The organism is Paenibacillus sp. 2TAB26, assembly GCF_052115145.1.
GTDB lineage: Bacteria > Bacillota > Bacilli > Paenibacillales > Paenibacillaceae > Pristimantibacillus.
The window spans coordinates 50,797-62,781 of sequence record NZ_JBFRGC010000019.1 but is presented as its reverse complement, the minus strand read 5'-3'; the positions used below and the strand labels follow the sequence as shown (position 1 = coordinate 62,781).

10 protein-coding genes are annotated in these 11,985 nt (G+C 43.1%); 2 read left to right on the top strand and 8 right to left on the bottom strand.

Features of this window, described 5'->3' with window-relative positions; genetic code table 11:
* Positions 1-10: 10 nt before the first annotated feature.
* Entirely contained in the window at positions 11-379 is a 369-nt protein-coding gene (locus AB4Z50_RS21530; protein ID WP_441881955.1) for a DUF4180 domain-containing protein, read from the bottom strand.
* A 231-nt stretch (positions 380-610) separates the two neighbouring features.
* Here AB4Z50_RS21530 and AB4Z50_RS21525 point away from each other — a divergent pair, with 231 nt between their 5' ends.
* Positions 611-3,649 (top strand): family 43 glycosylhydrolase, encoded by a 3,039-nt coding sequence (locus AB4Z50_RS21525; protein WP_441881952.1) that lies wholly within the window; start codon positions 611-613, stop codon positions 3,647-3,649.
* Between the two features lie 102 nt (positions 3,650-3,751).
* On the opposite strand, the gene AB4Z50_RS21520 is transcribed toward AB4Z50_RS21525, so the two are convergent.
* Positions 3,752-4,060, bottom strand: a complete 309-nt coding sequence (locus tag AB4Z50_RS21520; protein WP_441881950.1) for a hypothetical protein — start codon at positions 4,058-4,060, stop codon at positions 3,752-3,754.
* A 105-nt stretch (positions 4,061-4,165) separates the two neighbouring features.
* A complete protein-coding gene (locus AB4Z50_RS21515; protein ID WP_441881947.1) occupies positions 4,166-5,044 on the bottom strand; it encodes an AraC family transcriptional regulator in 879 nt (292 codons plus the stop codon).
* 116 nt (positions 5,045-5,160) lie between these two features.
* Between AB4Z50_RS21515 and AB4Z50_RS21510 the strand changes: the two genes are divergently transcribed.
* Positions 5,161-5,943: a phytanoyl-CoA dioxygenase family protein gene (locus tag AB4Z50_RS21510; RefSeq protein WP_441881944.1), complete on the top strand. Its 783-nt coding sequence runs from the start codon at positions 5,161-5,163 to the stop codon at positions 5,941-5,943.
* An 85-nt stretch (positions 5,944-6,028) separates the two neighbouring features.
* Here AB4Z50_RS21510 and AB4Z50_RS21505 read toward each other — a convergent pair whose 3' ends face one another.
* From AB4Z50_RS21505 to AB4Z50_RS21485, 5 genes are all read right to left on the bottom strand, one after another.
* Entirely contained in the window at positions 6,029-7,468 is a 1,440-nt protein-coding gene (locus tag AB4Z50_RS21505) for a serine hydrolase domain-containing protein (protein WP_441881941.1), read from the bottom strand.
* A 127-nt stretch (positions 7,469-7,595) separates the two neighbouring features.
* Complete coding sequence (gene coaW, locus AB4Z50_RS21500) at positions 7,596-8,405, bottom strand: type II pantothenate kinase (RefSeq protein ID WP_441881939.1); 810 nt, start codon at positions 8,403-8,405, stop codon at positions 7,596-7,598.
* A gap of 48 nt (positions 8,406-8,453) precedes the next feature.
* Positions 8,454-9,173, bottom strand: a complete 720-nt coding sequence (locus AB4Z50_RS21495; RefSeq protein ID WP_441881936.1) for an SDR family NAD(P)-dependent oxidoreductase — start codon at positions 9,171-9,173, stop codon at positions 8,454-8,456.
* 233 nt (positions 9,174-9,406) lie between these two features.
* Positions 9,407-10,222: an alpha/beta hydrolase gene (locus tag AB4Z50_RS21490; protein WP_441881933.1), complete on the bottom strand. Its 816-nt coding sequence runs from the start codon at positions 10,220-10,222 to the stop codon at positions 9,407-9,409.
* Between the two features lie 43 nt (positions 10,223-10,265).
* Positions 10,266-11,873: an ADP-ribosylglycohydrolase family protein gene (locus AB4Z50_RS21485; RefSeq protein ID WP_441881930.1), complete on the bottom strand. Its 1,608-nt coding sequence runs from the start codon at positions 11,871-11,873 to the stop codon at positions 10,266-10,268.
* Positions 11,874-11,985: the final 112 nt, after the last annotated feature.

Below are 11,985 nucleotides of genomic sequence, written 5' to 3'. Positions count from 1 at the left end.
CTTTATAGCATTAATTGACATTGTGCAGTGCGTCGAGTGCAGCTTGTTTATCTTTTAGAAAGAATACCTGCTTGCCTTTATTGCATTCATAAATAAAATCCTTCAAGCTTTTGCTTTCATAACCATCAAAATCTCCAACGATTGCGATTTTAACGTGATAATTCGTGTACTTTTGCAAAATCTCCCCGGCAAGCTTTGTTTTTAAATCAAAAAATTCCTCTGTTATATTCGCTTTATAGATCAATAGTTTATGGCAGCCATCTGTATAATTCACCGTTGCCATCAAGTCCAGTGCCCCTTGCACATCGCTTACTACAATTTCTGTGCTCTCTATAATCGCAACTTTGGAATTCCCCTTCTGATCAATTTCTATTTCCATCATTACTCCACCTTTCGCTAATATTCCATACTTTAACACAAACCTTCCATCTGATAAATAAAAGGACAGAAAAACGCAAAAAAAGCCCGTATTTTACAAATCTATAATCGATAAAAAATGGTAAGTTTGAAGCAATCAATAGGACGAGAAAAGGAGGTAATTTGAGAAGCAGCTATGGAGCAATACTTCCCTACTTTGCATGATAAGAATGAGAAATCAGGAGGCTTAACGATGAAAAGAGTACTAGGAATACTTTTGGCCATGTTTGTGTTTGCAGGCACGATTGTTATACCCGCAAATGCTCGTGCTGCTGATGCAGTAGTGGACGGTCACGGATTGCTGGGCGAGTTTTTTAAATGTGAAAAGAACCCTAACAATCGTGAAGATATTACTATTTTTAATTTTAATGATTTTCGAGGAGAAAGAGCGGTCTCCAATCTAAACGGTGATTCTTTTGCAAGCATATTCAATCAGCTCTCAGGAACACCCGATTTTAATACAGCACGTTTTACAGGTACAATTGTTCCAAAATATTCAGAAGACTACACCTTCCATATGGTTGGTGATGATGGTTTCAGACTATGGGTTAATGGAGCATTGATCATTGACTTCTGGCAGCAGGCATGGGATAAACCACAAGTTAGCACCTCCATTTCATTAGAAGCAGGCAAACATTACGATATTAAAGTTGAATACTTGCAAGGCTGGGGAGGCACTTGGCTTAAGATGGAATGGGAAAGCGCTAGCCAAAGCAGAGAGGTCGTGCCTGAATCAGCACTTTATTTGCCTACAGATCGTGTACTCACGACTAAGAAAGCTGATTTGACCGCAGAAATTCAAAAGGTAGATTACTTAACAGAAAACTTTGCAGACAAAGTAGCAGAAAGCGTAGTAAACAACTTAAACGCTGCAAAAATAACTGCGGCAGAGCTGCTTGCCACTATTGATGACAAAGAAATTAGTGATTTAGATAAGGTTGGTTTGCTTGATGATGCCATTAAGAGCGTATCGATTGCCCGTTCTGACTTTATGAAAGAGATGGGAGTTACTAGCTCCTCCGTATCTGATAAATTTAACAACCCTCTGTATCAAGGACAGGACCCCTTTGTCACGTACAAAGATGGTTTTTATTACTTTGTTTCTTCAAGCAATTTAGACTCCAACAATAAAGTTTATGTATCCAAGTCTCGTACCCTGTTAGACCAAGGCGAAAAAATTATGGTATTCGATTCCCAAGGAACACAAACTCGGATTTTTGCACCTGAACTCTTCTTCTTTGATGGCAAATGGTATATCTATTATTGTGCTGACTTAAAAGAGTTTGATTACAAGCATATGGCGACGGTTCTGGAATCTGTGACAGACGACCCGCAAGGAGCGTACGTTGATAAAGGTGCCATTTATGCAGGTGAAAACGGCGTTTATAAACAAGCCAATGATTTCACGGTCTTCGACTACAAAGGACAACTGTATGCAGTTTGGGGCACTTTAGGCTCCGGCGAACCTATTGGCCCGGCAATTGCGCCAATGGATAACCCCTATACAATTACAGCAGACCGCTCCTTCCTGCCAGGCGGCGGCGGTGAAGGCCCTCGTGTATTGCAAAAGGATGGGAAAGTATTTATTACCATGTCCGAAGGTGATTATGCATCAAATGGCTATCGTTTATCTTATTTTATGAATACCGATGGCGATTTTTTGAACCCGGATTCTTGGACGCGTACAAATGATGTTTTCGTTGCTACAGATGATGTTTCCGGCCCTGCCAGGGCAGGTTTTATCAAATCCGCAGATGGCAAGGAAGATTGGATGATTTATCATTCGCGCGTATATCAAGATACTGGGCGAAACTGGTGGCGGCAGGTCAATATTCAAAAATTTGGTTGGAATGCAGATGGAACACCTCATTTCGGTATCCCTGTATCGCCATATGAATGGCAGGACTTGCCTTCTGGTGATTTAGGACTCGGAGATATGTATCAAGCTGAAGATGCTATTCTTTATGGTGATATTACGAAAGACATCAGTCATGCAAATTATCAAGGAACGGGTTATATTAACCTGCCCAAAAAAGCTGGTGCAGAAGCCAGTTTTGTAGTGAATGCGGCTGAAGATGGTGATTACATCGTGGGTGTAAGATACGCTTATGGTGTGCAGGTCGATGGTGAATCTACAAATAATCCTACGAAACAGTTGCCGGCAAGAGCAAACATCAATGTATATGTAAATGGCATACAGGTAAAAACAATTGGCCCAGATAAAACGGCGATCAGCTGGGATGAATGGTTTACCGCTTCTGAGCGTTTACGCTTAAAGGCCGGCAAAAATGTGATCAGCTATCGTATTGATAATGGTTCGATTGGCAATGTGAATTTGGACTTTTTGACGATGTATAAGGCCGATGTTCCTAACCTCAATCCCCCTGCTGAAGACGAATTAACGGGGACACTTACAGGTGCTTCTCAAATATCATTAGGTAAAAGCTTCGAAGTAAATTACGGGTTAACGCATGTGTCAACTAAATCGGAAGATGCCATTTATGCTCAGGATCTCACATTTGATTATGATGCCGACAAGCTCGCATTTGTTTCGGCGGAGTCCATAAAGAATGGTCTTATCGTTATTGATTCTAAAACGGACGTTCCCGGACAAATTCGGATTTTGCTTGCAAGTCAAGGTGCAGATCATGCTGTCATCGCCGATGGAGAATTGCTTAAATTAAACTGGAAAGCGATTAAAGAGTCATCTAATACGACTATTACACTCTCGCAAGCGAAGCTTGCCAATTCAGCAGGTGTGGAGACCAAACTTGCTCCTGTCACGCATAATGTTAAAGTCACGAGCACGAATGAGCTGAACAAAGAAGCTTTGAATGCCTTAATTACACAATCAGAGGCAGCCGTTCAAGCAGCTGTAGAAGGCAGTTCGCCAGGACAATACCCTGTTGGTTCCAAAGCCGCTTTGCAAGCAGCGATTAATACAGCCAAAGCAGCAGCCGATAAAGCTGTAAACCAAGCGGAAATTGATCAAGCGGTTACCGCCTTGAATCAAGCACTCCAAGCATTTAAAAACGCAGTCCATGTCCCAACATCAGGAGACACGAATTCAGATGGAAAAGTGACCGTTGGTGATCTTGGTATTGCAGCAGCCAGCTATGGCAAAAATTCAACTAGCCCTGATTGGAATGCGATCAAAAAAGCAGATATCAACCATGATGGCGTTATCGATATTGTTGATCTGGCCTTTATTGCAAAAACGATTGTACAATAAAGTTATCCATTCAATCATCAATTAAAAAAAGCCTCCTGCCAGTAAAATCACTTTACGGATAGGAGGCTTTATTTTTCACGATATTACATAAAATATTGCTTCTTACCCTTCCACCACGTCCGCACCCAATTCGCTCGCAACCTCAATCATCTTAGGGATCACGGCTTCATTCGTTCCGGACACATATATATCTCCCTGATAATGCCTGAACGGGATTGTGATATCGCCATAGCTCCACATAAAAAAAYCACCATCAATAGACATCGTAGTTTCCCCTTTTACAGTGAAAACGGATGTATACGAAAAATCAGGTTTGGCAGCAAAATAACTTTTACACTCTTCCAAAGATATGTTTTGCTCCAAATGGTTCTGCTCTTGCATTGTCCTTGTAATTCTATAGCGTTGACTCATAAAGTTACCTCCACTATTGTTCTTATGCTGATCAGCCAGTTAGTCCAGCAACATTAACCTTACACTCTTGCTTCCAGATATTCAACCAATTCCGCCATAATAACGCTACAATCCATTGCGGAACTGTCTTGGCGTCATACTCATGTGTTTGCGAAAAATCCGATTGAAGAAGCTGACATCTTGAAATCCGGAACTATATGCGACATGTACAACCTTGTTGCGATGATCCTTCAACAATTCGCAAGCATGCCTGACTTGAAGGGAATGCTTGTAGTCCATGAGGCTCATGCCTGTCGCTTTCTTAAATTTTGCGGTGAAGGATGATACGCTCATGCCGCAGGTTTGGGATAGCTGATTCAACGATAACGGCTGTCGATAATTTTGTTCTACGAAATGCAAAATAGAACTCATCCATTCCTCTTTCGGCAGCGGACTATTAGTATTGTTCTCGTTGTTATCCTGATAACGACTTAACAATACCAAACACTCGATCCAATTTGTTTTTATGACGAGCTGATAACCTACCGGCTTTTCATAAAACTCCTTGTGAATTTTTTGGAGAAGAAATTCCAATTGCCCCCGCTGATGCTCGTTCAATGAAATATACGGTACAAAAGAGGCGTTTTTCCTTAGAAAAGGAGCGAGATAAAAGAAATTGATGAAGGCGGGTATTTGCAGCAGGACGCCCAATTCCTTCTGAAGCAGTTGCTTCTCAAATAGCAGATTGTATACGATCGTTTCTTCCCCATCGGTATTAAAGTAGCCATGATAGGTTTGCGGCTCGATGACGAATACATCACCGGTTGCTAGCGGATATCGTTGATCGGCCATTTCATGCAGCGCTCCGCCCTTAACCACATACACAAGCTCAACAAAATCATGTGTATGCGCAGGAATGACCTCACCTTTTTTAATTTGATAGCGCTGTATAAAAAAAGGAAACTCTCTGTCCTCGAAAAATGCATTTCCATTTAGAATAGACATTTCAAGCCCATCCTCCTTAGCAGATCGTCCTACTTTTTTTGTAGATCATCCAAGAATTCGAACGGCTCCCTATCGTAAAGTAAACCTAAGAACTTTATATAAAAGGGAGAATGGTTATGTTGAATGATAAGAGGGTTTTGACTGAAAAGCAAATCATTTTTTATCGGGAAAACGGTTTTGTTCAAGTGGATAATGTGCTTTCCGAGGACGAGCTGCAAGAACTGAGGACGTATTTGGAAGAAGCAATGAGTGATACTACAGGGCGCTCCATTCAGACGGACCAAGCTGGCGGCTCTTACTTCAAAGTGCTGAATCAGCGTGTAAACACATGGAGAGATCATGGTGGGATGGCCCGGTTCGTGTTAGGCAATCGTTTTGCAGATATGGGCAAGCAGCTTACTGGATTTGAAGGAATCCGTTTATTTCATGATCATGCTCTTTTGAAGATGCCGAATGATTCCAAGCCAACGCCTTGGCATCAAGATTGGCCATATTGGCCGATGCAGGAAAGCGGAGCATTCTCTATTTGGATCGCGCTAGATGATGTGGATGAGAACAACGGCTGTATGATGTTTGTTCCAAAATCGCAAAAAATAAAAAATTTAAAAAGCATCGACTTAGTTGCTCCAAATGATATATTTGCCGATGCAGGAGCTCAAGACGTGGATAGAAACACTGCGGTAGTCGTGCGTATGAAAGCCGGAAGCTGTACCTTTCATGACGGGTTGACGTTCCATTATGCGAATGCCAATCATACCGATAAACCGCGGCGCGCGCTTGCTATTATTTTCATGCCGGATGGCACAATATTTAGCGGAAAGCCGCACAGCTGTACGGAAGGATTGGGTCTAGCAGCTGGAGACCGCATACAAGGGGGATTGTTCCCGAAGCTAGCATAAAAGATAAATTTCAAACTACTATTCAATAATGTTACTTAATCACAGTTATCTCAAAAAAAAAAGCCGCATTTAATGCGGCTTTTAACTATTTCACTTCCGTTTTCCGTCCCCGAATTTCTGACTTTTCAGCTAATACATTTGAGTTTTGACTTAATACAATGTTGTCCCCATCAAATAGAATGTGGACATGAATAGAGAAAGGCGTTTCAATTAACCTCAAGGTCAACTGAAGCGTGTTTTCCTGCTCCCAGGCAAAGCTGCCAACGAAGCGTTGATATTCTCCCTGAAACAGAGGCGTCGTTCCCTCTACCCAGGCACCTCGACCAAGCTTAATCGTATATTCAATATCCTCCTTGCTCAGAAGGACGACGGCTTTATTAGCCTCGAAGGATATAGAAATGCTTTTCCAAAGCGGTTCGTTTTGTTCGAGCGTATATTCAATGCTGTCAATGATGGCTTCCAATGGTGAATCCGGCGGCAGCTGCGGCAGCGGTAGCGCTAGCTGCTGCAATTCATCCGCAAGCTTCGAATATGCATCCTGATTTGCAGGAAGTGACGAAGATTCCATTGCTGGGAGCAAGTGATCCCAGACCACATCCAGAATACCTTGCAAATCATTTGTACCGCTTGTCATTGCCAGCACCGCATTTTGCTCCGGCATGACGATACAAAATTGACCGAATGCACCGTCACCGCGGTACACTCCGTGTTGACATCGCCAGAACTGGTAGCCATAACCTTGCGCCCAGTCACTCACTCCACCGTCTCCATTGGATATTTGTGCTGACGTTGCTTCAGCAACCCAATCTTCCGGTAGCAGACGCTGTTCATTCCACAAGCCTTTCTGCAAATATAGCTGGCCAAACTTAGCAATATCCTCCGTGGTAATGTTTAGCCCCCACCCACCAACATGGATTCCCCGAGGACAAGATTCCCATGTCGCACCTTCAATGCCAAGCGGTTCAAACAACCGCGGCTGCAAATATTCAAGGAGCGTTTGACCAGTCACCTTCTGCAGTATGGCTGCCAGCATATATGTAGCCCCACTGTTATAGACAAAATGTGTACCAGGTGCATGCTCAACAGGAGCATCCAGAAACGCCTTGACCCAATTTCCATCTTCACACTGCTGAAGCTTACTTGTTGTGTCCTGATCATGGCCTGTTCCCATCATCAGCAAATGACGGATTTCCATCGCAGCTAAATTAGAATTTATCTCGGCTGGAACATCTTCCGGAAAAAACGATACAACCGCATCGTTTAACGACAATTTCCCTTCAGCAGCAGCGAGACCCATGGCAGTTGAGGTAAAGCTCTTGCTAAGCGAGAACAGCATATGAGGAATATCTGATGCATAAGGCTTCCACCATCCCTCTGCTACTACCTGTCCATGTCTAAGCAGCATAAGACTATGCAGTTCCAGTTTTTTTTCTTTTACAGTATTTAAAAAGGCAATTACAGCAGCGGAGGGTATTCCTTGTGCTTCCGGCTGACTTCTGGGTAAATGAAGTGTAGTCCGTTCCATCATTTCATTCCTCCTTTATACTACTAACTTACTGCAACTTCAGAGGACTGGCAAGCACTTTTGTTAGCGCTATCATAGATGTCTCGTTGAACCATGTTTCCATAAATAACATACTTACTAGCTGAGTTTATTTACTCACATGCAGCAAAGCGCCGATGGCACCTGAATACTCCCCATTTTCGAGAAATATAGGATTTGCCCCTCTAAGCCTCGTATAGCTTTGTACCACATCTTTAAGAAATTCATTTCGAATAAACGACGAACCGATGAATACGACAGAGGATACGCCGCATTGTCCAGCCGCAAGAACACTAACGGTCGCCACCGTTTCCCCTACCATTCCAATGACAGAAGCTAGTAGTTCTTCTTTTTCCAAATCTGCTTTCGATACCATGGGGTCAACATTCCCGAAGTTGCTGGCTGTTAAATCTCCTGGTATAGGGGGCACTGTCCCCTTATAAATTTGACTTACCTTCAAATCTATACGATCTCGTATACCTTTAGCAGCTAAAGGTACAATGCTGTCATAGTCATTTAATCCTGTAAGCAGCTGTGATAGCCCCATCATGGTGCCGCCACCGACCCCGGTACCGCCGACGCGCTGCTGCTCGGTTTTGTCTATATGGTGAATTGAAGTTCCGGTGCCAACATTCGTTAATATGTATGACTCCTCCGTTATTCCACTTGTTGCAAGAAGATGTCGCACACCACTCGATGTTGCTTCAAATTCAACGATTTGTTCAGCTTTTTGACTTAATAACGATCTCAAAAAAGTGGCTTTACCGCCAGTCGTACAGATCTTAATGTTATCTAATCCGTTTATCCAAGATGCCACATGCTCCAAATCAGCAATAGGAAACTTTTCAAATTCGAGCAGATCATTTTTCATATATGCGACTTTGATAAGTGTCCCGCCAGCATCAATTCCAATATTCATCTTGATTTGTCATCTCTTTTCTCCCATTAACATGCTTTGTCCGTACAATCATACACTTGAGCTGAGCATGGCTGGAATATTTATTTCTTTCACACAGGAAGCCCTTGAGAGATTCATCACACATTTTACCAAGGATACAATATCCTGAAGGGGGATCTGTGTCCCATTATAATCCGATAAAACCTTCTCTATTCCATCTTCGTATGGGATCTGAGTTGCAATTTCGCCTGGGTTTATACAGGTTACACCTATTCCGTACTTCTTCACATGCTCCCGCAAAGAATTGCTTATTCCACGCAATCCGAATTTCGAGGCAACAAATGAAATTTGTGTACTGTCATTATTTTCGAGACCTGATGTAGATCCGATGAAGAAAATTTTTGCGTTGTTTGATTTTTTCAAATTCGGCAGCAGCTTCTGGATGCAAGTAATTGCGGATGTTACATTTACATTTATAATATTAACGATTTCGTTAGGATCATCTTTCTCAAAATCGTAGTCATCCATAAATCCTTTGCTTTCCCATATCCCAACATTATATATGAATACGTCTATGACGACATCATGTAATCTACTCGCAATTCTATCGCTTGCTTCATTCAACGCTAGATCAGCTTCAATCCAATAGCGATGAACACCGTCGTTAAGTCCCAAACCATTCGGACAGCTTCTGGAAACTATCCATACGTTATCTCCCGCTTCCGGCAATCCTTTAACGAATGCTTCACCGAGTCCTTTACTCGCTCCAAAAATAATAAAGTTTTTCATATGATCCTCCCATGGTTTTATTTCATTATCACTATTATATTCGTATACTTTATATATAATAATGTTTAATTAATGAGAAAATCAAGTCTTTAAGAGTAGGCGGTGCGTACTACAATACCATGATCCTTTTCCAGCTCGGCCACCATCTATTAGAAATCAACTAAAAACAAGCAACAGCTCCTTATCATCATTCGATAGGAGCTGTTGCTTGTTTTTAACGTTGTAAACTATATTTATGGAGCTTTTCCCGCTACTCTCCAGCCTCGTTTTTTCAACCATTCCCTGCACAGCAATGTCCACGTTCCGACACTTGCATCGTTCTCGGCTAATCCCATACCGTGCGGACCACTCTCGAACATATGCAGTTCACAAGGAACATGATGCCTATTTAATGCTTGTGCGAAGAGAAGGCTGTTCTCCACCGAAACGGCCTCATCGTCTGCCGTATGCCACAGAAAAACAGGTGGTGTATCCGCCGTTACTTGCAGCTCATTGGATAAGTCACGTCTTTGCTCCTCAGAAGAAAATTCCCCAAGCAAATTGACCATGGAATGATGATGACGGAACTCTCCAAAACTGATAACGGGATAACATAAGATAAGCAAGTCAGGACGACTGCTTTCCCTCTCAATTGGATCAAGATCCCCCATTCGCCCTCTGTCGTAATGTGTTCCAACTGTGGACACAAGATGACCGCCTGCGGAAAAACCTATCACACCTACTCGTTCCGCATCAATATTCCAGTCTTTTGCATGATGACGTACATAACGGATGGCACGCTGAGCGTCAAGCATCGGAACAGGATATTTATAGGGCGCGAACCGATACTTCAGCACGCAAGCAGAAATGCCGAGACTATTTAACCATCGAGCGATAGGCTCGCCTTCATTATCAGCGAGCATGCCATAGGCACCACCCGGGCATACAATGACAGCTGCTCTAGGAACATCACTATCAACCAAATAAGGAGTTAATGTTGGCTCTCCCTGCGGTTCTTCGGTAATCAGATGCGGTGCACCTTTTGGCCAAATTACAATCGGAGTTGTCAATGTATACCCTCCAAGCTGTTATGGTTATGTTTTAGCAGCTAGTTTAAATAATTGATCGAATCATATGGGCTGCTGGAGCCTTTGAACGATCCTCCACAAGAGATACATTTTCTTCTTCGGCAGCTTGGGGCACATTCAATAAAACGATGGGAATTAGACCCTTCGTAGGCCGACCAGCCGATGTGATCTCGACGATCAGATCATACCGCGGCTCCTTTAATGCATTAGGCGTCAACTCGAAGAAAAGCTCATTATAGCCAACATTGCAGTGATACTGCTCAAGCGGTACGCTAATATTCGGTCCTGGAGACACGGTCCAACCCTCCGGCAAATGCCATTTGACGTTTAACCACTGCTGTATAAACATCTGGTTGTCCAAGACAAGGCGGAACCTTTTTGGCTGAGCCTCCGATACAAAGGGTTCATTCCGATAATCCAAATAGACCGAAAAGATTTGAAAGTCGTAATGGACCATAAATGGGCTTTGCTTGAACAAATCGGAGGTTTCACGATAAACCCAGCAGTTTACTCTTTTCGGATGATTATATAAATCCTTATCCTCTTTAGTCTCGATTGTATATCCGCGTTCCGCATTTACATAGTCACAATACTCGCTTCCAAGAAAAATCGGTGTCAGCTTTAAGATGCGATCCGTAAGTTCCGTCACCGTCTTCGGGATCTTTAAGCCTTGATCTCCCAGATTGATGCATAAGGTTTTGATCTCGTCCCCAATAGGCTCCAGCCATTCCGACGGCACACGCTCAGGCTCGCCAATAATCCCCATAATGGCGCCAAGTGTTGCCGCTGTACAATCGGTATCTTCACCGCAATTATTCGCGATACAAATGCTTTTGCCAAAGTCGCCTTCTCCGTAAAGCCAGCCGATGATAGTAATTCCAACGTTGCTTGGCGCATCCCAGCCCATTTCCCCGACAGGAACTTCATCCGTCAACAGTTCCGGAGTCATCCCGATAATACCGAAGCTGCCAGGAAGCTCAGTCAGCACACGAATTCGAGCTTCCTGCCAGCTCATACCCGAACGATAACATTCTATAACTGTCCGAACCGCTTTTGCAGATCCGCAATCATCTGGAAGGTATGAAAGTCCGATGTCGATTAACTTATACGTATCGCTCTCTACGAAAGCGGCGCTTTGGATGGCTGCGAAGAACACTTCCGCATAGACACCCTCGTGACTGTGATCGACAACCGCATCTTCAAAAGCATATTTCACAGCGATATCCGGATGGCCGGGTGCGAGACATGCCCATATCTCCGAGCGAATAAAAGCCCCATTGCTGTCACGGAATTTATTGTTTACATAACCGGATAACGGCGGCACGATTCCCATCCGCATATTGTTTTTCCCTGCACCGTATTCGGCCCAGTTAGGAACGATATAAGACAGCCAATATTCGCCCAATATTCGTGAATTAATCATTTTCCCGTGTTTCTCTGCTGCATTTAACCACACCAATTGCAAATCCAAATCATCGTTAGGAAGAACTCCTTGCGTCAGATCATGGGTGTAATAAGTGACATCGAGCACCCCGCGTTTGCATTCAAATGGCGCTCCGAGCGTCCCTCCGACGTTTTTCCCGATCCAACATCCGCGCACTTTGTTCTTATACTGGTCTAATGAAATTTTCATCGTTGCACCTCTTATTCTCATAGTGGTTACATCCATGAGTTTATCAACGAAACAGTACGAGAAACATCGACATTGTTAAGGTTTAAAAATAAATAATGTTAAAAAAAACCGT